The following is a 20,091-nucleotide window of genomic DNA, read 5'->3' on the forward strand; positions in this document are numbered from 1 at the left end:
ATAACAACATATGATTTTAGCAACTAGATGTATCTTTATAGTAGTATTCGTTTTAAGTAGCATGCTAACGAATGCTCAAACAAAAATAATTGCGCATCGCGGATTTTCAGGAATAGCTCCCGAGAACACGCTTATTGCTTTTCAAAAGGCGATTGAATGTAAAGCGGATTATTTCGAGTTGGATGTTCATAGAACCAAGAATGATTCTATTGTTGTTATTCATAATTCATCTATAGATAAGACGAGCTCCAATGGTTTTAAAGGAGAAATTGCCGAAATGAATTATAGTGATTTAACTGCTGTTAAAGTAGGTTACAGTGCTAAATTTGGTGATAAATATGAAAATGAAAAGATTCCAACTTTAAGAGAAGCCCTTGCGTTGGCAAAAGGAAAGATTAAGGTCTGCATTGAAATAAAGGTTTATGGAACAGAGAAAGAGGTTCTTAAAATTGTAAATGACCTTGGAGTAAAAGAGGATGTAATCATATTTTCTTTTAAGTACCCCGTATTAGCCAAAATAAGACAACTGGATAAGAATATTCCAATCCTTTGGCTCATAAATAAAGCAGATAAAATGACCCTAGAGTATGCTAAAATTATTGAATTGAATGCTATTGGAGTTGGACCAGAAACTACTGTTACAAAAGAATATCTAAACTTTGCGCACGAAAACGATCTTGAGGTGTGGAAATGGACAGTAAATAAGAAAGATGAAATGCAACGATTAATTGATCTTGGATTAGATGGATTAATTACTGATTTCCCAGATAAAGTCTTAAAAAAAACAAAGCAAAACTCAAAATAAACGCAACTAAATAAGGCGTTTATTCAAAACGTTGTTAAAGCCATCAATAGCAATGTTTAAAAAAAGAGATGGTATTTGTAGTTTTTCTAACTTGCTAACAATTAATTTTGTTTCTACTAAAAAGATAGGAATTAGGATGATCGCCGTTGGTTTCATTTCTAACAAAGAAAGGAAGAAATCATTTTCGTGTATTACTTTTCCTCCATTTTTAAAATCATTTCTTTTATTTAAATTCAGTTTAAAGGTAATGTCAAATTCAGGTGGTACTTTGATCATCCGTAATTATAAAAACAATGTTTGGTTTATTATTTCGTGAAATGAAAGATTGAATGCAAAATAAAAAACAGGGTTTTAAAAAAAACCTGTTTTTTATTTTTAAGTGTTTCCTGTAAAATTATATTTCTTAATTAATCAAGAATTTTTTAGAGAAAAATTTAGTAGGTGTTTTACCTACTAATATATAAATGCCAGTTTGTAATGAATTCGCATTTACTCTTTGATTTTTAGCTACATCTTTTAAGGTTAAAATTTTAACTCCTAAAATATTATATATTTCAATGGATACTGGTTCTGTTATTGTATGTTGTAATTCTAAAATTTTTGACGATTTGTTATAATAAACAGAAAGTTTAGTTGCTAAAAAATCTTCTTTATCTAAAGATAAGGTTAAGCCAGAATCCCAAGCACCAACGTCATTACCATCAGATCCAAAATCAATAGGGCTATGTTCCGTATAACTTACAGCATCATATTCTACTTTGCCAGTAGTTGGATTAAATGTTAGATTAGAAGATGCAAGATCTGCTGGAGTACCTGTACCTCCTTTGATTCCTGTTATAGAACCAGTACCTTCATCTTGATTATCTATATTAGTACTAATCCATTGTGCTATAGAAGTCTCAAAAGTTTGTGTTCCATTAGAACCTGCACCCCAATCTGATGGAGCATTTTGATCATTATTCAATTTATTATCATAAAATAAGCTATTTGAAACAGTAGTATTACCGTTATCTGTTCTTATTGTTCCATAATCTTGGTTAGTAGTGCCGGTTGTATTTTGATAAAATGTACAATTTGTTATACTATTTGTACTATTAGCCCCTGCAATATATAAAGCAGCACCACCAACGGCACCAGCATCACCAGTTGTTTCATTATCATAAAAAGTAGAACCTGTTATGGTGAAATTTGCTGAATTAGCATACAAAGCTCCTCCTTTTGTAGCTGCTGAATTACTTTTAAAAAGTGAATTTGTTATTTTAATTGTACCTGATTGCCCAAAAATAGCACCTGCTTCTTCTATCGAAGTATTACTTTCAAATGAGCTGTCTATTATATTCAAATTTCCATTGGCAAAAAATATGGCACCACCACCAGCTCCATTAGATACAGAATTACCCGTTATAATGCAATTATTAAAAGTGGCTTTAGCCCCAGCATTGTTATTAAAAAACACACTACCACCTGCAAGCGATGTATCATGACCTGAAAACGTAAGATTTTTAAAAGTAACATCTGCCGACGTTGCTCCATTTATTGTAAAGAGTCTGTCTGTACCACCATTTCCATCTATAACTGAGTTAGCATCCAAACCTTCTATAGTAAATGCAAAATTCTTAGAGGTTAGATTAGCGCCATCTGGTGCAATGGTTCCTATAATTATAAGTTTATCACCTTCAGAGGTTATATTAGACATGGCAACGCCAAAGTTGTCTAATGCATTTGATTCACTTGTGCCATCCATACTACCAGCACCTGTTGCAGAAACATAAACTATATTTTGTGTAGTTATTTGGTAATCATTGGTTTGTATTGTATTAGACGCTGGAGAAGTCCCTATTGTGTTTGTGGATTTTAACCTGTAAAAATAGTTTTCTTGTTGTAAATCTGTATCTGTATAAGTTTCTGTATTTGCAGGAAGTGTTGCAATTGTCTGAAAGATAACACCATCTGATGAGCGTTCTAAAATATAGCTATCTTCTTCAATAGATACATCATGCCATGTAAGTTCTAAATACTTTTCTGTATCTGTAAACATATAATCATTTGGAAATAACTTTCCTGGTGTATCTGGCAATACACCATGTGAAGTTCTATCTTCAAATTGAGCGGTATATAAAGATTGTATTCTTAAATTCTCTCCAGTTCCCTCAATATAACCTACTGGATGCCTAAAAGGGGCCTCTCCATTAACAGTGGCATCACAACCAATAGCATAGTTTTGACCAATAGGTGGTTTTTGAATTGCTATTTGATTAGAAGGTGCACTAATATTCCAAGCCACGCCGTTCGTTAAAGTCCAACCATGCCCTGTTCCATAGCTCCCTCTATTGTGTAACCCTAAAATACCAGTTGCATTGGTGTTTGTCCAAGAAATATTATCCCAAAGTATTCCTTGACTCCAACGTCTATGGGACTCAGATCTGGTGTAATCTCCAGAAGATGAACAATTGGTAAACACAATTCCATTAACATCACTCGCTCCATTAGCAACAAATGTATGCCTACCGTTAGATGCTGTACAATTTTCAAAAAGAATATTGTTACAGAAGTCAGTTACTTCGAAATTGTATCTCCATCCCCCAGAAATTGGCCCATGCATATCTAGGACATTGGTATCAATTACAGAACAACGTGTGGCTTCATCAAATTTAACGCCTTGGTCGCTCACTCTTAAAATGGTGACGCCTTGGACCCAAGAATTATCTACCCCAATCATATGAATACCTATTTTGACATGATCTCTGCCTGTTACTCCTGATGATTCTACAAATATTCGTAAGTTTTCAACACCACATTCTTTTAATTGACTATTACCATTATATGTGTACACGTAGGATTGAGACAATGACCGATCTAATGTATCGTAAATAGGCGTTGCTACCTGAATTTTGTTACCATCAATACTCGTAATATGTCTATTGAAAACTAAATTTATTGTATTAGGCTCCCACGGGGCGTCCGAAGCAACACCACCATTATCAACTGCTGCTAACCACGCTGCTGTACTAGGATGTTTTATGATAATATTATCACCAACATTATAAACTGATGCATCTGCAACTTCAATAGTTCTGCTTCCAGCTGGAATATAAGGGCTCACAATATCTTGCCTAGTTCCTGCAACTTGCCCTCCAAAACCACTTTTGTTATTCGTGCCAATTCTAATTAGTGTTCTTTCGTCTGGAACGTTCCCTACGCCTCTAATAATTGTATTTGTTGTTGCATTTTCACCATCTCCAGAACCACGTAGTACAACGCCGCTTCTATTTATGATGAGTTCACCACTAACAAGATATTCTCCTGGTAATAATAACAAGGCTCCTCTATGTCCATTTGTGTTTAGTGCTAATGCTTCTACTTCGTCAATGGCAGCTTGGATATGTGCTGTGTTATCTCCAGCGACAGGACTTATTTCTTTAACAACTGCTACAGTTGGTAATGCTTCTTCACCATTTTTATAACCTACATAACTATAATCAGGAATGTGATTTCCATCTTCATCAGATACGTAAACTAACTGATTTGAATTGTTATAGAAAAGGATAGATGGCTCATATTGCGCCTGAATAGAGTTTGATACAAAAATTAGGAAGTAAATTGTAGCAATATTTAAATAAGTGTTTATTTTCATAATTTATATTCTTTTTTGTAATATTAATACAAAAGAAAACGTATTCATTAATTTAAAATTAATATTTACTTAATATGTAATATTTTAAATATAAATTTATTTTAAAAAATTGATATAGCATCACATAAAGAAAAGTTTTCAAAGATTAGATTTGGGAATTTATTCGGCTAATGTAGTTTGTGATTTTTTATAAAGAAGATAAAGTTTAGCAGAATTTACAATCCTCATCCTGTAATTACCCCGCACCTTAGGCCATGAATTTTTGGATACCAATGACCTCATAAAATATTCTTCAAATCCTCATGTAAATGTTACTTTTTTAATCATAAGTTCATTATTATTTGATACTGCTGTCTTATATAGTTCTATGCATATAATTCTAAATAAAACTTTAGGGATTTTCGCAAGGCTTTACTTTTCAAGACTAATTTACTCAAAAAGAAACTCTGTTATAAAAATATTTTAAAAGAGTTATGTGGTAAAGATAGCTTGATGAAGAAATAATATTTTAGGGTAAACCTAAATTAAAGGAGATGATTTTCGTAAAATGAGCATACCTCTAGAATGTCAAAACCAAAAAGTAGTCTATGCAATAAAACAATTATAATTTTAATTTAGTATTTTTTTAATTGTGTGTTATTTTTAAAGGAATTATAAAGTACCTATAAGCGACTATTTAAGCCTATTTTTTTTGACAACTGCAGCCACTAAAAAAGGCCTCTATGACGTGGGTCATAGCTTTGGTGAATAGGCTTTATTACTTTTGAAACAGAAGTTATATGGCAACAACGCTGGAAATTTTTATAAACTATGAAACAAAGTCAAAAAGCAGGGATTGTAGGAGGTTTGATGGCCCTCAGTTTTTTTGCGTATAATCTGTATGTTGCGCTTGGCATCAGCAGGGGGGTTGACTTTTCTAAATCGTTATACCCCGAGGTATTCATAGCGATTGGAATTCAAATTCCGCTGCTCGCACCCGCACTTGTTTTGATCTTCGTAAAGCACTTTGAGAAAAGTGCTGCTTGGATATTTTGGTCATATCCCGTTGTTATGGGAGTAGGATTGCTAAATACACTGTTAGCCAAAGATCCCATTACTGCCGGACTTCCAATGGTGTTATTCGTTTTACCTTTTTGCATTATTCATGCGATATCAGTATGGGGCTTAAAAATAAATCTTAAAAGCGAGGAGCAAGATACATGTAATACTAAAATAAAATGAAAAAATCGATCCAGCTATTTCATTGGTTACCTCGAATTATTTGCATACTCGCTATTCTTTTTGTGAGTGTATTCGCAGCAGATGCTTTTTCACCCAAACTAACCATCTGGCAACAATTTAGTGCCTTTGTCATCCATCTCATTCCATCATTTCTTTTAATTGTCTTTCTTATCATTGCATGGAAATGGGAATATATTGGCGGTATACTCTTTCTTCTTATTGGTCTGGGGTTCAGCCCAATTGTTTTTCTACACAACTATAAAATGAACGACTCCATTTTAATGAGCCTTGTTGTTATAATGACTATCACAATGCCATTTGTTATAGTGGGGGTTCTTTTTATAGTGAGTCATTTTCTTAAAAAAAAGAAGCTTCCTAAAAAACCAATTAACAAATAGTAGAAAAGTAAACCAGCCGATACACATTTTACAATTAAGTACTCTTAGTAAGCTGCTTGCGGAAACCCGCCATTTTAACTGCGGTTTACCACAAGCGATTACTTCATTAAAAACGATCTTTGGTGCATACCTTAAAAAGTAAGTATTACAAGTACCGAACTCAACAGAAAATATTTGAAAACGAAAGATGTATAGAAATTGGAAGATGACCAATATCATAAAATAAATGCAGTATAGTTTTTACTTTTGAAAGACAAACTAAAAAAATTAATAACTATGAAAACAAAAAGATCTCCTCACAAAAGTGGTTAAAATATTTATTACTATGATATTGCTTGGCAGAATTGTCTTGTCTAAGTATGTCTAATACTCAACTTAACATAAGGTTTGTGCATAGTTTTTCGGAGCTAAAAAAGCAATCAAGCACAATAAATATAACTATAAGCATAGATCTTGCCTAGCGTTATTTATTTAAATCTGATTTGTTGATTTCTACATTTTTTTTACAGAAAAAATGTGCGGAATGAAAAGAAATGCTTGAATGAATATAATATAACTATTAATATTTTTGGAATAATACATGAACGAAGCCAGCATAAGTATGAATAAATATGATTTTTCTTTTACTGTGTCTTTCCTTCGATTAAATGAGATGATACTTGTAGCGAAAGCGTACCTCGAAAACAGACCTATCGATTTTGTAAATGAATTAGGCATCGTTAAATCTTCAGCCGGTAAAAGGTTATTACTAGAGTTTGAAAAGCGAATTTCAAAGTTAACAATACAGCAATTAAAACTTTTAGCAAATGGTGATTTAACAACACAAAAGCAAATCGCTTATTTATCAGCATGCAAGACTTATGGTTTTATCCGAGATTTTGCTGTAGCTGTTTTAAGAGAGAAATACTTGGTGTTCGATGATCAAATAAGTGAGAGCGATTTCATAAGTTTTTATAGACGAACGAATGATTTACATCCTGAGATGGATGAGTTTACAGAGCAAACGATTAAAAAAATACGCCAGGTAACCTTTAAAATATTAGAGCAAGCAGGCTTAATTGATGCAGTTCGCAACAGCCTTATTATTCCACAAATTATGGATGATACTATAGCTAAGTCCATCATAAATGATAATCCTGAATGGCTGAAGGTTTTTTTAATAAGTGATATCGATATTAATAACTGGACAAATAAATGGAAAACATAGCTTCAAAATTTGAGTATAAATATGTAATAAAGGTATCTACTGAAAGCTTTTTAAATAAGCACTTGGAGGGGAGTTTTCTTTTTTTATTGCACTCTACAAAACCTGTCTAAAGAATCAACAAGCCTATCGAATGGGTAAGACGAAAATCATATATTTCATTTATTATGTAATCATTTTAAAGTTATGAGAATTGATATTCCAGTAAAAGACAAACAAAAAAAATCGCTACCTAGTTATCGATTAGCTCCACCAAAATAGAAAATTTAAAATAACCCAAACTTCAAAAAAAAAAGGCTTTTATAGCAAATGTTTCTATAAACTATGAAAAACTATTGCGCACGTTTTTTGGTTAGATATGAGTATCACTTAATCCAACAATTGGTTGGTTTGGGCTACAAATCTGTTAAAGTAATGGATGGCAATGCTTTCGTTTCTAATTTAAAAATACAACTAGAAACCTTTTATAAAGCTAGCTATATTGATAAATAGTTTGATGGGATTCTCAACCATTTATCCAAAGGCAATCTTTTTGAAAAAGCAAAAACGTTAAGAGACCGTTTTAGTTTTAACAAAGAAAACTAGGAAATAACTTATGTGCGTTTTTTCGATTCCGAAAATTAGAACAATAACTTATTTTAAGTGACCAACTAAGTCAAGTTAGAAGGAAGTTTTAAAAACAGATATAATGCTATTTTACTGGTCAATGGATTGCCACTGGTTCAAATAGAATTCGAATGCAGAGGTATTGAAATTAAGGAAGCTTTTAATCAAATGATTCGTGATCAATTGGATTTATTTTGGAGCAACCAAGGCTTGTTTCAATATGTGCAACTTTTTGTTAATAGCAATGATTGTATCTTTTTTTGTTTAGTTATAGAAGTTCACACCCTGCTAAAAATCCCATAGTTATTTTTAGCAGGGTGTGAACTTTCAATTACGGAAAGCCTTGGTAAGCAATCTTTATTCAGTATCAATAATAATTTTCATAGCTTTTTCTTTAGCACCATTTAAAAATACTTGATACGCATGTTCCAATTCTGAAAGAGGGAAATGATGTGTAATCATTTTCTTTAAATCTAAATGATTCGTAGCCGCGGCTTTTAATAGCATGGGCGTTGTATTGGTGTTTACAAGTCCGGTAGTGATGGTAAGATTTTTAATCCATAATTTTTCAATATTAAAATCTACCTTTTTGCCATGTACACCTATATTTGCGATGTGTGCCCCTGGTTTTACAATTTTCTGACAAATATTCCAAGTTGCGGGAAGTCCAACAGCTTCTATAGCCACATCAACCCCTTCAGTGCCCACTATTTCTATAGTGGCTTTTGCCACGTTAGTAGTTCCAGAATTAATGGTATGAGTAGCACCTAATTCTTTGGCTAATTGCAGTCTGTTGTCATCTAAATCAATCATAATTATTTTAGAAGGCGAGTAGAACTGCGCTGTTAAAAGTGCAGACATTCCAACCGGACCTGCACCAACGATTGCAATTTCATCGCCGGGTTTTACATTTCCATATAGCACACCTATTTCATGACCAGTAGGCAGTATATCACTTAACAAAACCGCTATTTCATCATCAATGTTTTCAGGAATGCTATGCAAGCTGTTATCGGCATGAGGAATTCTTACATACTCTGCTTGAACGCCATCTATCATATAGCCTAAAATCCAGCCTCCGTCTTTACAATGGGCATACATTTGTTTCTTACAATATTCACAAGAACCACAAGAGGTAATGCACGAAATTAGCACCTTGTCTCCCTTTTTAAACTGAGAAACACTTCCTCCAATTTCTTCGATAATACCTACACCTTCATGACCTAAAATTCGGCCACTTTCTATTTCGGGGTTTTTGCCTTTGTAGATTCCTAAATCAGTACCACAAATGGTTGTTTTTAAAACTTTTATAATAACATCTGTTGGTTTGATGATTGTTGGTTTTGGTCTTTCTTCAAGAGCGATATTATGATCGCCGTAATAAACTAATGCTTTCATTTTTTTCTTCTTTTTGGTTTATAATTATATTGAACTGGTCTTATCAAGAAAAGTGTGCTATTTTATCGATATTTATTTTTGGATAAAAGGAGGTGACACGATTTATAACTTTTTGTATTAGGTATATGATGCTTTAAATTAAAGATAAATGGTATGAACATGATAACAAATGATCTGGGTCATGTATTGGGTTTTATGGCAATAAGCCATAATTTTAGTGCACACGCAAAGTGCAATTGTTTAGTGCGCATTATAATTACGTGATTTCATTTTTACAGGGGATGCTGCGCTTATTTTACATTTATAGCGCTATTTTTTTGAGGATAAACGATACATGTCGCGAGTTGTGCTCATAAAAATAAAGTATCTTTAGCTTTTAAAATATGTACACCCATGATGCGCGCGTTTCTACAACCTATACTACTTCTTTTTGTGTTTTTTATAGCCTGTAAAAAGGAATCAAAATCCACAAGTACCCAGCAAACCGAAACTCCGAAAGGCATGGTTTGGGTAGTCGGAAAAACATTTTTACAAGGTGCAAAGGCGTCAGATGCCTTTGCGATGCCAAGAGAAAAGCCTGGGCATAAAGTTACTGTGGATGGATTTTTTATAGATAGTACCGAAGTAACAAATGCACAATTTAAAATTTTTGTTGCAGCTACAGCATATGTAACCATTGCTGAACGAGCTATAGACTGGGAAGAATTAAAAAAACAATTACCGCAAGGCACGCCTAAACCACATGATTCTATTTTACAACCTGGTAGTTTAATCTTTAACAAAAATGTAAATGCGGTGGTAAACATGAATAATTACCAACAGTGGTGGACCTGGAAAATTGGTGCAAACTGGCAACATCCAGAAGGGCCAGCATCTTCCATTGAAGGCAAGGATGCTTTTCCGGTTATACACATTGCTTATGAAGATGCGTTGGCATATTGCAAATGGGCAAAAAGGAGGCTGCCAACGGAAGCAGAATGGGAATCTGCAGCACAAGGAAATAATGCATCAACCATTTTTACATGGGGCAATGATCCAGCAATATTAACTGCAAATGCTAACACTTGGCAAGGCACTTTTCCGGTGAAGAATGAAAGCACAGACGGTTTTGAGTTGATTGCTGCTGTAAAATCATATCCGCCAAATAGTATTGGTTTACACGATATGTTGGGTAATGTTTGGGAAATTACGAGTGATTTATTTAATGTGAACCATTACCAAGAGTTAGATTTATCTGAAGAAATAAGAAATCCAACAGGAGCAAAAACATCTTACAGTCCCAGCAATCCGTATCAAGTAGAGCATGTTATAAAAGGCGGATCTTTTTTATGTCATGTATCCTACTGTGCAAGTTTTAGGATTTCTGCTAAAATGGGCGTAAGTATCGATTCAGGCTCTGATCATGTCGGGTTTAGAACTGTTGCCACACCAGCGATGCTCTTGGAAAAGTAATTCTAATTACTTTTAAGAATATAAATTTGGACTTTAATTTTTTATGAAGTTATAGCTACTATTGTTTTAAGGTAAATCGCTCTTCGATTGTTCGAGTATCCGCACCGTAAAATGTTACATCGATTTTGATGTTCCATTGCTTATCTGAAATTTTCTGTCCACTAATGCTTCCTGTGGGATCTACATTTTTTGACACATCCATAGGGAAATAACAGAAGCAATCTTTTGAAAATACGAGTTTCATGGTGGCTAGTTCGGTATTCGAATATGAAAATTCATTTAAATCTTCATCAATTTCAAATCGTATGGTTTCTCCATACTCGTCATCAGCAATTTGTGCGTCATCTTCAGCATTAAAGCGATATTCAAAGACTAAATTTTCTCCGGATGCTACCGTTCCAAATTTCATATAACTGTCTTCAGAGGTGTTAATGATTAAATCACTTTTGTTCGTATAGGAATATGCGTATTTATCTCCATCAATTTCCTCATCACTGCAGGAGAGCATGCATATAGTAACTATCAATAATGTAAATATATTTTTCATTTTATATTTTTTTTAAGTGTTAGAACGATTTCTAATGGTGATTTTTATAATGTGAATTGATAAATAATTCTATCGGTCTACTTGGGTTAAATATCCAGAAAGAGCGTTGTTTAAGTATGCCCAAACTTACTAAAAATTTATAAATTTTAAACGAAATGATTGTTTTAGCGCTCGCAAGCCAAGATAAACGATTTTAAAAAAAAACTATTTACTAACTTTTATTTGCGTGTGCCTATTTTTTATTTCTAAAAATAGGTCATCATACCGTATAGAAATTGCTGTAGAACATTTTTTTGTCTCAAATATTCTGATTACTAGTTGTATATGATTAAATAGAAAAAATAATAATCTCAAAATTAATTCAAGCCCAATTTTTTAACAACTTTTATTTTATATTAGTAGGCTAAAAAACATAATAATCTGAATTTTTATAGGGGAAGAAATGCTAAAAATATTTTATACGATTACAGCTTTTCAGCTCTTATTTTTTGGACTTGTTGTGATTACTTCAAAAAGCAAAAAGCAATTTCATTATTGGATGTCTGCATTTTTATTTATTCAGTCTGTTGTTTTTATTTTGACTGTTTCTCGCTGGCACTATCAGATTATTCCGGATAGCCATTTTTTTAGATTATTAAAGGTTTTATTTGAATATTCTTTAAGTCCAGTATTTTATTTCTTTGTTGTTAAAGCCACCCAACAAGATATTGCATTCAAACCAAAAAAGATTCTTTTGGCTATTCCTTTTTTCATAGGGCTCATTTTTCTGTATTTACCTGAATCTTTATGGGGTGCCTATTGGTTGGAATTTCATACGTTCCTTACCTTTAATTTTTATTGTCAGGCAATTCTTTTTTATTCATTGGCTTTACACAGTTATAAAAGTTATGAAGTGAGCATGAAAGATTATTTAACTCAAGACTATTTTCAGAGGTTAAAATTATTGAGATTAGTTCTTATCTCATTTATCATCATATTAATTCTGGGATTTATTAGTAATGTTATTAGAATACAATTAAATTTTGATGCTGCGGCTACGGCGATTAACTTTGGGATTGAAACGGTAATGTTATTTTTAATTAACGCCTTTTTGTTTATTGGCGTTAAACTTCCTTAGGAAATAATAGATATTTCTTTAGAGGACAATAAAGACACCAATGATGCGACTGAAAATAATAAATATAAGAACTCTAAGTTATCCTTAGCAGATAAAAAAAAGATTATCGAAAAGCTGCAACATAAGGTAATAGAAAACAAATACTATTTAACACCCAACCTAACGATTAAAAAACTAGCCCAAGAGCTCAATGTTCAGTCAAAACATCTTTCACAGGTTATTAATGAGAATTTTGATCAAAATTTCTGTGATTATATTAATTCTTGTAGAATTAATGCTGCAATAGACCAACTAAAAGATCCACAACAACAGCAGAAAACAATACTTGAAATTTGCTATACCATCGGTTTTAATTCAAAATCTGCATTTAATGATGTTTTTAAAAAACAAACGGGACGAACTCCAACAGCCTATCGAAAATCATTTCAGCACAAACAATGATTTCATGGTAACCAAAATAAAGATCACAAATATTTTTTTTCAATGAAAAAATAGTCCTGAATCCTATCTTTGGACGATTCGTGCTATCCAAACCTTTAGTTTTGTAAAAAAAAAACGTTCTCGACACAATAGAGATGTTACCTCTTAAATATCAATACTATTTCTATGAATTTCACTTTAAAATTTCAACTTATGAAAAAAATAATAATCGGTTTATTAATGCTTCTGCTTTTCGCAATAACGATATCATGTGATAATGATACTGCTTCAAATGAATCAGAAGAGGTTACAACAGTATATGAAGGTTGGACCTTGGAATGGAGTGATGAGTTTAATGCTACGGAAATAAATACGAATAATTGGACGTATGAACTTGGTGACGGAACGGATTATGGTTTGCCAGTCGGTTGGGGGAATAATGAAAAACAAATTTACTTACAGCGGTCTGAAAATGTAAGTATCGTTAAGGATGGGGAAGTATCAGCTCTGGCTATTACAGCATTGGAGGATGCTACTGGTGGCTATACTTCAGCAAAACTTACTACACAAAATCTTTTTAGTGCACGTTTTGGGCGTGTCGAAGTAAGAGCCAAAATGCCGAAAGGTCAAGGTTTACTTCCTGCCATTTGGATGCTAGGAGATAATAAAGACCAGATTAGCTGGCCAGGATGTGGCGAAATAGATATTGCTGAAGTAGTAGGTAATGAACCTTCAAAATTTTATTCAACGCTTCATTATACCAGTGCTGAAAATAAGCATGCAGAAAAGCAGGGTTCTACTGTTTTGCCAGATGGCGATTTTAGTGATGCATACCATATTTTTACACTAGACTGGACACCTGAGTCAGTAACATTTAGTTTAGATGGTCAAAAACGGTATATGTTTTTGATAGAAAACGATATGAAAGAATTTCTTAGAAGTGCTTATTTAATTTTAAATGTTGCTGTAGGAGGGAACTGGCCAGGTGAGACTGATGAGACAACCCTATTTCCTCAAACAATGTATACCGATTATATTAGAGTATATTCTAAGGACGGCTTTCAAGCACCAGAGGCGCCTGTATTAGATATTGAAGAGGAAACTGTTGGGCAAATAATTGAAGTTGGCATTGCGGATAATGCGATTCAAGATACATTTACCAGTCTTGGAGGTTTATCGGTGATTGCTTATGGACCTGGGGCACCAGACATATCATCTTCTGCAACCGCAATTAATGGCGATAAAAGTTTAGTATATGATTTTTCCGGTGGTGATTGGGGTGGTGCTTATCTTCTCTTGGATACTCCCACTGATATCAGTGCTTTCAATCAAATTAAATTTTCGTTGAATAAACCAGATACTTTCGTAAATGCTGAGATAAAATTGGAAGCAGGTGCAACAAATGCTCTTGTATTTTTAAAAGATTATTCTGGGATTGAACTTACGAATGGTTTTGTAGAATATACTATTCCATTAGCAGATTTTGTTGGCTTGGAACTAAGTGGATTAACAGTGCCATTTTCTATATGGAATCCTCAGGATGCTAACGATGCTTTTGTGGAAATAACAGTGCTGATAGATAACATCTACTTTGCGATGTAACGAATGCAATGCGCATGATTGTATCAGGTAAATTTGTTAATTTTATAAAGTATGAGCTTATTAGAATTATAGATAGGGTGTCTAATTAGGACACCCTATTTTAATTAGTAAACGCAAATTTTCACTATTTTTTATCTTCCAATATAGAGTTCTGAATTTTGATTTTTTTATAATGATTTTATAGAATTTTTTTGTTGTAGAAAACAAAATCTATCCATTGAATCAGTTGTTTGAACTTATTGAATCATAAAAAATGAATACTTTAAAAATTAGTAAGAATAGAAATATAATATTTTAAGAGCTACAACTCTGTTTAATTTTTAAAGATTATAATCTTATTTTCTTTTTTTTGTCAATAATGAAATAAATGGTTTTGCTGTAATTCCATGTAAAACAACACTCAGAAAAACGGTGCACATCATCGTTAAAATGATGGTTCCTTCATGCGGCAATTCTAGATCTAATATCATAACTGCAAATACAATACTTGCCAATCCTCTTGGTCCAAACCATCCTGAAAATAATTTTTCGGAAGGACTAAAACCAGATTTAAATAACACCAAAAATACGGGTACCATTCTTACAAAAGTCAAACTTAAAATAGCATAGAAAACAACTTCTATGGAAAAATCATAGATATATTCACTAACAAATGCTGAACCAAAAATAATCCAAGTGATCATACCTAAAGTATCGCCTAAACCTTCTGCAGCTTCCACCAATTCTTCATTTTTATTCATATGCATGGCGCCATAGAGTAAGCCTCCCGAAAAACAAGCGATAAAACCGCTTCCACCAGCCCATTGGGCTAAGGCGAAACAAGTAAACGATAGCCCTAAAATTATAACGGCTTTTCTAGGTCCATTTATCCAGTTTTTTGAGGTGCTATAGGTAATTAATTTTGCTCCTACAAAAGTAATTAGACCACCAATAAGAACACCATAACCAATTTGCTTTAAAAATAAACTTAAACTAAACTCAAAATCAATACTTCCTCTAGTTGATGAAGAAAATAGTGCCATAAACAATAGCAATATAGGTACACAAATTCCATCGTTCAATCCACTTTCTACATTTAAAGATTCTCTAATTTTTGAAGGAACTTTAGGATTGGTTGCTACAGATTTTCCTAAAGCTGCGTCTGTTGGGGCGAGTGCAGTGGCTAAAATTGCCAATTCAATCCACCCAAAACCATCAAAAATTGCAACACCTGCCAAATAGCCAAATAAGATGGTTATGGGCAGCCCTATCAATAATAATTTCGAAGGAATTTTAATGTTCTTTTTTAAAACACTGATGTTTGCATTAGAGGCATCTGTAAATAAGACAAGAGCAAGTGCTAATTCAGCAAGTGTCATATAACTTTCATATTCTATCTGAATATCAAAAACATTCAAAAACAAGGGGCCAATTGCAATGCCAAAAATCAAATATAATAAAGGGCCATTAATAGCTGTTTTTTCAATTTTTTCAGCAAATAAATTATAAATTAATACGAATGAAGCCAATAACGCTATATGGATGTACATAATTGTAAGTTTAAGTATTTTTTTTGATTATTGGATTTGTCTATGACTTCAAAAATAAGGATATAAAATTTATTTTTTTATTTTCATAAAAGTGAACTTAGTCTACTTTATTTTTTGATTCCTTTTCTTTTTGTTCAATTTCCATATTTCTTGCCTTTGATAAAGCGCTTGCAATTAATCCGGTAGGTACTGTAATAATGGCCAAACTTAAAAGTAATATTGCAAAAGTAAATATTCTGCCACCAATTGTTATGGGATATACATCGCCATAACCAACTGTTGTTATGGTTATAATTGCCCACCATAAGCTATGAAAAACGGATGCAAATTCAATGGGCTGAACTGCATGCTCAAAATAGTAAATTCCTGTAGCCGACAAGAAAAGAAAGATACTGGTGATAATATAAAATAATGTTATTTCAGGTTTAATAATTTTAATTGCAATTGCAAACGTTTTTAGAGATTCATCATATCTTGAAATTTTTAAAACACGCGTAAGACGAAATACACGAAGTGCCCTAATTGCTCTCAAATCGAATTGTCTTGCAAATAAAAATGGAAGAATGGCTAAAAGGTCTACGATGCCAAAAAAACTAAAAATATATTTTAGTCTTTTGTCTGAAACATATATTCTCAAAAAATATTCGATTGCAAATATGGAATAGAATAAAATATCCACATAATTTATAATATTCTGCCATAGGGGCGTTAAGTTCGGCAAAGTTCCCAGAGAGAATATTATTATGGAAAAAACAATTAAAACCTGAATTGTTATATCGAAAATAGGACTGAGTTTTCGATCATTTCCTTCTATAATTTGTTTTATTTTCTCTTTGGTACTTACATTCAGATTATAGGCTAGATTTGCGGTTTCTTTCAGTATTTTTTTTTGCTTTTTCATGGCTAATTTCTTGTACTCATTTTTGGGGTTCATTTTTATTTTAGAGCGTAATCATCAATAATATTTCGAATTCCTTGTTGATAGGAAGTTACTTTAAAATCTGGAAATCGATTCTTAAACTTAGAGGAATCAAATATATTGTCAATAGCATAACGAGGTAGTAATTCTTCTGTTTCTTTGATGTCTTTATTAAAAAATGAAGCTAGTTTTAATACTAATGAATTTAATACTTTATATGGTATGGTGCGGTCTAATTGGATGGAGATTTCCGCTAATATTCCTTTGTATGTGAGTCGATTATCATCGCAAGGAAGATGCCAAGTTTGACCATACGTATCTGGAGTATTTCCAATCAATGCCATTGCCCTACTAGCATCAGATGTGTAAATTAAAGTTCTTACGACCGTATCTTTTAGGAATATTTTTGGTTTTTTATATGCTTTTAGCTTTTCGAAAATAAGCGTATTTGTAATCCCTTTCGTTTTTCCTGGGCCGTAAAACTCAGGAGCTCTGCAAATGACAGCATGTAGTTTTTTTTCTTTAATGGCTTTCAATAAGATTTTAGCAGTCATTCTTTTAGCTTTCCCTTTCTTTCCTTTCGATTTTAAATGGGTGCTTTCTGTTTGAAGTATGCTATCTTGAGGGTATGCATAGGTATTATCAAAGTACACTAGTTTACAATTATGGGCAATACAACCTGCTATGACATTTTGCATAATTTTAGGCCAATCTTGCAGCCAAACTTCCGATCTATAAGGAAGTCCAGCGGTTATGTATGCAATTTCAGCGTTTTCTAATGCCTTATGGACATCTTCGTATTTGAGTAAATCGCCTGTGGATAAGATGTCTTCGGCATGCACTTTTTTAGGATTTCGACCAACTAACTTTATGTCATTCGTATAATTCGCTCTTAATTCTTTTGCCAATTCTTCTCCTATGATTCCGTTCGCTCCTAGAATTACCTGCATATTATTTTTTTTCAAATGACGCCTAACATGATTCGTTTTTAGAGTGCGCTAAATCTAAATTACTAAAAGAAAATGAGTCCGAGGAAAAATCGAAAGGTTTTTCGAGGATATACATTGCTATTTATTCATTTTAAATTTTATGTTAGCTCGTTTATATGGATTTTTCGTAGGCCTCTTTTATCCATTTTTTTAATTCTTCGTTGATGTCCATCAATTCTGATATTCTTACGCGATGTGTGCACATTGTTCCAAAAGGACCAGAGTTTTCGAGCCTTTCTGTAGTAGGTTTCTCTTTTAACTTTAGACCTAAATCAATTCTTGTTTTAGTTGCTGGTTTGATCAAAATAAATTGTCGCTTCCGAAGGACACTTACACTTCCTTTTTTGGGTGTTATCGTTACATCATTCCCTAATGATTCGATATAGGTGATCAGTGCCATGTATATCGGTAATAAATTTTCTTTCCCCAAGTACTGATTTTTAAGAAGGTCTCGGGTAGCATTATCTTTTTCTTTGGAGAGTGTTACAATCGTATTTGCGAATCCGTGTGTAACTTCATGCGTTGTTTTTAAGTAATTGACGCCTTCTGAATGTTTTTTAAAAGCTTTTTCTTTTAAGATTATTTTCCATTCCTCTAATAATTTTCCCGTTTTTTCGGGCATATTTTCAATCATTGTTTTGAGTGCTTTCTCCATAGGAATACTATTTTAGTTTTTAACCTGTTACACACAGTCTTTGCTGAAGGAACTTAGTGGTTTTTTTTGTGAAGGATTTTCGAATAAAAACAAACACATTAAAATACGACTACCTTTTTTCGAAACTAATTTAGTGATTTTTTAAGTACGTTGCAGCCAAAACGCTTTCTAATTTTTAGAAGGTAGATTCCATCTATAACCAAAACTCAAGATCCCTTTTGACTCAAATGACAAAATGGTTTCGTACTTAAGTGGATTCAATTCAACTGCTGCAATCCAATATCCTTTTTTTCCGGCAGGAAAACTCGATTGCAGGTAAAGATTGAATGGGAAAGGTCTTATCCCAACAATCACTTTCGTATTATTAAACTTTTTACCAATTCCTATTTTACCCGTTACCAATGTTGGAAGTGCAAAACCTGCTTCATATTCAAAAATAGTATTATTTTCATTTATAAATGTTTTACCCCAAAGCACCGAGGTACCTGGCATAGGGAAATTCACATCAGAAATAAAGGCAACTCCAAAATTCCACTCAAAGAAAGAATGCACTGTTTTTCCATTAGATAATTCTTGCGCCTTACTATTTTTTAAGAAAAAAAATGATAAAAGAAAACATAAAAGTAGTTTTTTCATGATCTATTTTTTAGAGAGTAAAAGTAAAGATTTTTTATGTTGATTTCAGGTTTATTTCTACGTTCTTAGTTATTCATTTTTTAGGAATTTAGTGATTTTAAAATAATTTTGGCTATTGCAGTTCGATTTCGAAATTTTTAATCATTTAAATTTGTAGAGGTTTTGGTTTATTAAAATACTTTGGGTAATACCATTATTCCTTAGTTATAAACCTCAACTTCACAATATCAATTTTGGGCAACGAAGCCTAACACATGTGTCAACAAATAAACGGGTCTTTCTTTAAGAAGATGATAAAATTTAGAATACCTAGGTAGATGTTGTTATTACTAAAATTGTTTTTTTATTTTTACAGATGGATTTATTTAACTCAGAAATCATTACAAATATTTTACCGTTCGACGGTATTACAAATTATCATGGAATAATTTTAGATAAGGAAAAATGTACTTTTTACTATAATCAATTACTGAAAACCATTCAATTTAAGAATGATGAAGCAATGCTATTTGGCAAAAAAATCATTACCAAACGAAAAGTGGCTTGGTATGGCGCATCAGAATTCTCTTATACGTATTCTAAAGTGACAAAAACGGCTACTATTTTTACAAAAGAACTGCTCGAGTTGAAAGCAATAGTGGAAAAAGAAAGTGGTGAAACCTATAATTCTTGTTTGTTAAATTTATACCATTCTGGGGAAGAGGGTATGGCCTATCACGCTGATGGAGAAAAAATGTTAAAGAAAAATGGCGCAATAGCCTCTTTGTCTTTGGGCGCTGAGCGTAAATTTTCTTTTAAACATAAAGCGAATAAGCAGCGTATAGATGTAATTTTAGAAAATGGAAGTTTATTGGTGATGAAAAAAGGAACTCAAACAAATTGGCTTCATAGATTACCGCCAACAAAAAAAGTAAACTCACCCAGAATTAATTTAACTTTTAGAACTATAGAATTATAAT

The 20,091-nt window shown here is 32.6% G+C and carries 19 protein-coding genes and 1 pseudogene; 10 read left to right on the forward strand and 10 right to left on the reverse strand.

The window, feature by feature from the left end; genetic code table 11:
* Positions 1–10 precede the first annotated feature (10 nt).
* Entirely contained in the window at positions 11–805 is a 795-nt protein-coding gene (locus BLT88_RS05380; RefSeq protein WP_091953507.1) for a glycerophosphodiester phosphodiesterase family protein, read from the forward strand.
* A 6-nt stretch (positions 806–811) separates the two neighbouring features.
* On the opposite strand, the gene BLT88_RS05385 is transcribed toward BLT88_RS05380, so the two are convergent.
* Positions 812–1,081 (reverse strand): hypothetical protein, encoded by a 270-nt coding sequence (locus BLT88_RS05385; protein ID WP_091953508.1) that lies wholly within the window; start codon positions 1,079–1,081, stop codon positions 812–814.
* 127 nt (positions 1,082–1,208) lie between these two features.
* Positions 1,209–4,439: a right-handed parallel beta-helix repeat-containing protein gene (locus tag BLT88_RS05390; RefSeq protein WP_091953510.1), complete on the reverse strand. Its 3,231-nt coding sequence runs from the start codon at positions 4,437–4,439 to the stop codon at positions 1,209–1,211.
* Positions 4,440–5,249: 810 nt separating this feature from the next.
* Between BLT88_RS05390 and BLT88_RS05395 the strand changes: the two genes are divergently transcribed.
* Positions 5,250–5,660, forward strand: coding sequence for a hypothetical protein (locus tag BLT88_RS05395; protein ID WP_091953511.1), 411 nt, complete (start codon positions 5,250–5,252; stop codon positions 5,658–5,660).
* Positions 5,661–5,679: 19 nt separating this feature from the next.
* On the opposite strand, the gene BLT88_RS14130 is transcribed toward BLT88_RS05395, so the two are convergent.
* Positions 5,680–5,835, reverse strand: coding sequence for a hypothetical protein (locus tag BLT88_RS14130; RefSeq protein ID WP_157691137.1), 156 nt, complete (start codon positions 5,833–5,835; stop codon positions 5,680–5,682).
* 824 nt (positions 5,836–6,659) lie between these two features.
* Here BLT88_RS14130 and BLT88_RS05405 point away from each other — a divergent pair.
* The 3 genes and pseudogenes from BLT88_RS05405 to BLT88_RS14340 all read left to right on the forward strand — a co-directional run.
* The gene (locus BLT88_RS05405; RefSeq protein WP_157691139.1) at positions 6,660–7,265 is read left to right on the forward strand and encodes a BrxA family protein; all 606 of its coding nucleotides are present in this window, start codon (positions 6,660–6,662) and stop codon (positions 7,263–7,265) included.
* A gap of 321 nt (positions 7,266–7,586) precedes the next feature.
* Complete coding sequence (locus BLT88_RS14335; protein ID WP_231960082.1) at positions 7,587–7,754, forward strand: hypothetical protein; 168 nt, start codon at positions 7,587–7,589, stop codon at positions 7,752–7,754.
* Positions 7,755–7,931: 177 nt separating this feature from the next.
* Positions 7,932–8,171, forward strand: a pseudogene (locus tag BLT88_RS14340) (type I restriction endonuclease); the annotation flags it as partial.
* Between the two features lie 54 nt (positions 8,172–8,225).
* On the opposite strand, the gene BLT88_RS05415 reads toward BLT88_RS14340, so the two are convergent.
* On the reverse strand, positions 8,226–9,266 hold the full coding sequence (locus BLT88_RS05415; protein ID WP_091953515.1) for a zinc-dependent alcohol dehydrogenase family protein: 1,041 nt from the start codon (positions 9,264–9,266) through the stop codon (positions 8,226–8,228).
* A 393-nt stretch (positions 9,267–9,659) separates the two neighbouring features.
* Here BLT88_RS05415 and BLT88_RS05420 point away from each other — a divergent pair, with 393 nt between their 5' ends.
* The gene (locus tag BLT88_RS05420) at positions 9,660–10,718 is read left to right on the forward strand and encodes a formylglycine-generating enzyme family protein (protein ID WP_091953517.1); all 1,059 of its coding nucleotides are present in this window, start codon (positions 9,660–9,662) and stop codon (positions 10,716–10,718) included.
* 58 nt (positions 10,719–10,776) lie between these two features.
* On the opposite strand, the gene BLT88_RS05425 is transcribed toward BLT88_RS05420, so the two are convergent.
* Positions 10,777–11,226, reverse strand: coding sequence for a hypothetical protein (locus BLT88_RS05425; protein WP_091953518.1), 450 nt, complete (start codon positions 11,224–11,226; stop codon positions 10,777–10,779).
* A 481-nt stretch (positions 11,227–11,707) separates the two neighbouring features.
* Here BLT88_RS05425 and BLT88_RS05430 point away from each other — a divergent pair, with 481 nt between their 5' ends.
* The 3 genes from BLT88_RS05430 (at position 11,708) to BLT88_RS05440 (ending at position 14,404) form a co-directional block, all read left to right on the forward strand.
* On the forward strand, positions 11,708–12,382 hold the full coding sequence (locus tag BLT88_RS05430) for a hypothetical protein (RefSeq protein WP_091953520.1): 675 nt from the start codon (positions 11,708–11,710) through the stop codon (positions 12,380–12,382).
* A 165-nt stretch (positions 12,383–12,547) separates the two neighbouring features.
* Positions 12,548–12,823 carry a helix-turn-helix domain-containing protein gene (locus tag BLT88_RS14500; protein ID WP_368086554.1) on the forward strand — a complete coding sequence of 92 codons (276 nt, stop codon included), beginning with the start codon at positions 12,548–12,550 and terminating at the stop codon, positions 12,821–12,823.
* A gap of 192 nt (positions 12,824–13,015) precedes the next feature.
* Complete coding sequence (locus BLT88_RS05440; RefSeq protein WP_157691141.1) at positions 13,016–14,404, forward strand: family 16 glycosylhydrolase; 1,389 nt, start codon at positions 13,016–13,018, stop codon at positions 14,402–14,404.
* A gap of 335 nt (positions 14,405–14,739) precedes the next feature.
* Here the strand turns inward: BLT88_RS05440 and BLT88_RS05445 are convergent, their stop codons facing one another.
* From BLT88_RS05445 to BLT88_RS05465, 5 genes are all read right to left on the reverse strand, one after another.
* The gene (locus tag BLT88_RS05445) at positions 14,740–15,933 is read right to left on the reverse strand and encodes a sodium:proton antiporter (RefSeq protein ID WP_091953523.1); all 1,194 of its coding nucleotides are present in this window, start codon (positions 15,931–15,933) and stop codon (positions 14,740–14,742) included.
* Between the two features lie 97 nt (positions 15,934–16,030).
* On the reverse strand, positions 16,031–16,867 hold the full coding sequence (locus tag BLT88_RS05450) for an ion transporter (RefSeq protein WP_231960085.1): 837 nt from the start codon (positions 16,865–16,867) through the stop codon (positions 16,031–16,033).
* Positions 16,868–16,869: 2 nt separating this feature from the next.
* The gene (locus BLT88_RS05455; protein WP_091953524.1) at positions 16,870–17,802 is read right to left on the reverse strand and encodes an NAD-dependent epimerase/dehydratase family protein; all 933 of its coding nucleotides are present in this window, start codon (positions 17,800–17,802) and stop codon (positions 16,870–16,872) included.
* Between the two features lie 151 nt (positions 17,803–17,953).
* Positions 17,954–18,496, reverse strand: a complete 543-nt coding sequence (locus BLT88_RS05460; RefSeq protein ID WP_091953526.1) for a DUF5655 domain-containing protein — start codon at positions 18,494–18,496, stop codon at positions 17,954–17,956.
* Between the two features lie 168 nt (positions 18,497–18,664).
* The gene (locus BLT88_RS05465; RefSeq protein WP_091953527.1) at positions 18,665–19,132 is read right to left on the reverse strand and encodes a hypothetical protein; all 468 of its coding nucleotides are present in this window, start codon (positions 19,130–19,132) and stop codon (positions 18,665–18,667) included.
* A 355-nt stretch (positions 19,133–19,487) separates the two neighbouring features.
* Here BLT88_RS05465 and BLT88_RS05470 point away from each other — a divergent pair, with 355 nt between their 5' ends.
* Positions 19,488–20,090, forward strand: coding sequence for an alpha-ketoglutarate-dependent dioxygenase AlkB (locus tag BLT88_RS05470; RefSeq protein ID WP_091953529.1), 603 nt, complete (start codon positions 19,488–19,490; stop codon positions 20,088–20,090).
* The last annotated feature ends 1 nt before the right edge of the window (position 20,091 follow it).

The organism is Polaribacter sp. Hel1_33_78, assembly GCF_900106075.1.
Lineage (GTDB): Bacteria > Bacteroidota > Bacteroidia > Flavobacteriales > Flavobacteriaceae > Polaribacter.

Bases quoted from the DNA above. Each gene is read 5' to 3' on its own strand.
- BLT88_RS05380 (WP_091953507.1), top strand. From the start codon at position 11: ATGATTTTAGCAACTAGATGTATCTTTATAGTAGTATTCGTTTTAAGT.
- BLT88_RS05385 (WP_091953508.1), bottom strand. From the start codon at position 1,081: ATGATCAAAGTACCACCTGAATTTGACATTACCTTTAAACTGAATTTA.
- BLT88_RS05390 (WP_091953510.1), bottom strand. From the start codon at position 4,439: ATGAAAATAAACACTTATTTAAATATTGCTACAATTTACTTCCTAATT.
- BLT88_RS05395 (WP_091953511.1), top strand. From the start codon at position 5,250: ATGAAACAAAGTCAAAAAGCAGGGATTGTAGGAGGTTTGATGGCCCTC.
- BLT88_RS14130 (WP_157691137.1), bottom strand. From the start codon at position 5,835: ATGATAAGAAAGACAATTAAAAGAAATGATGGAATGAGATGGATGACA.
- BLT88_RS05405 (WP_157691139.1), top strand. From the start codon at position 6,660: ATGAATAAATATGATTTTTCTTTTACTGTGTCTTTCCTTCGATTAAAT.
- BLT88_RS14335 (WP_231960082.1), top strand. From the start codon at position 7,587: ATGAAAAACTATTGCGCACGTTTTTTGGTTAGATATGAGTATCACTTA.
- BLT88_RS05415 (WP_091953515.1), bottom strand. From the start codon at position 9,266: ATGAAAGCATTAGTTTATTACGGCGATCATAATATCGCTCTTGAAGAA.
- BLT88_RS05420 (WP_091953517.1), top strand. From the start codon at position 9,660: ATGATGCGCGCGTTTCTACAACCTATACTACTTCTTTTTGTGTTTTTT.
- BLT88_RS05425 (WP_091953518.1), bottom strand. From the start codon at position 11,226: ATGCTCTCCTGCAGTGATGAGGAAATTGATGGAGATAAATACGCATAT.
- BLT88_RS05430 (WP_091953520.1), top strand. From the start codon at position 11,708: ATGCTAAAAATATTTTATACGATTACAGCTTTTCAGCTCTTATTTTTT.
- BLT88_RS05440 (WP_157691141.1), top strand. From the start codon at position 13,016: ATGAAAAAAATAATAATCGGTTTATTAATGCTTCTGCTTTTCGCAATA.
- BLT88_RS05445 (WP_091953523.1), bottom strand. From the start codon at position 15,933: ATGTACATCCATATAGCGTTATTGGCTTCATTCGTATTAATTTATAAT.
- BLT88_RS05450 (WP_231960085.1), bottom strand. From the start codon at position 16,867: ATGAACCCCAAAAATGAGTACAAGAAATTAGCCATGAAAAAGCAAAAA.
- BLT88_RS05455 (WP_091953524.1), bottom strand. From the start codon at position 17,802: ATGCAGGTAATTCTAGGAGCGAACGGAATCATAGGAGAAGAATTGGCA.
- BLT88_RS05460 (WP_091953526.1), bottom strand. From the start codon at position 18,496: ATGGAGAAAGCACTCAAAACAATGATTGAAAATATGCCCGAAAAAACG.
- BLT88_RS05465 (WP_091953527.1), bottom strand. From the start codon at position 19,132: ATGAAAAAACTACTTTTATGTTTTCTTTTATCATTTTTTTTCTTAAAA.
- BLT88_RS05470 (WP_091953529.1), top strand. From the start codon at position 19,488: ATGGATTTATTTAACTCAGAAATCATTACAAATATTTTACCGTTCGAC.